This is a genomic window from Bacillus sp. SIMBA_008, from assembly GCF_046535495.1.
In the GTDB taxonomy this organism is placed as follows: Bacteria; Bacillota; Bacilli; order Bacillales; family Bacillaceae; genus Bacillus; species Bacillus subtilis.
On the sequence record NZ_JAWRWL010000045.1, the window covers coordinates 1 to 429 of the forward strand.

A 429-nucleotide genomic window follows, 5' to 3' on the forward strand; every position below is an offset into this window, starting at 1 on the left:
GGAGATAGTTTTTCTGCTGGAACTAAAAAGTTTCCTGCAGCATTGTTAATGAGAGCATCCACATCGCCAAATGTATCTACGGCAAACTTGACCATTTGATCAGCATCTTCTGGGTTTCGCACATCCATTTGGAAGTAAGCGATCGAGCCGCCATTTTGTTTTATTTCATTTGCCGCTTTTTCTAACGTTTCTTCTGTTCTTCCAGTAATCACAACATTCCAGCCTTCATGTGCCAAATGGACAGCCATCGCCTTCCCCATTCCGCTTGATCCTCCTGTGACAATCACTGTTTGTTTCGTCATTTGTTCTCCCCCTCTGTGGTTTTGAATGACTATTCATTCATTATTTTCTATCATATCATGATTGACCCCAGATGCACCATATGGGAGATTCTTTAAATATGATGCTATACTTAATTTTATTTATAAA

At 39.6% G+C, this 429-nt stretch carries 1 protein-coding gene; it reads right to left on the reverse strand.

What is annotated here, in order from left to right; all coding sequences use genetic code 11:
• On the reverse strand, positions 1-302 hold a 302-nt coding region (locus SB658_RS22015), incomplete at its 3' end, for an SDR family NAD(P)-dependent oxidoreductase (RefSeq protein ID WP_410602312.1).
• Between the last annotated feature and the right edge of the window lie 127 nt (positions 303-429).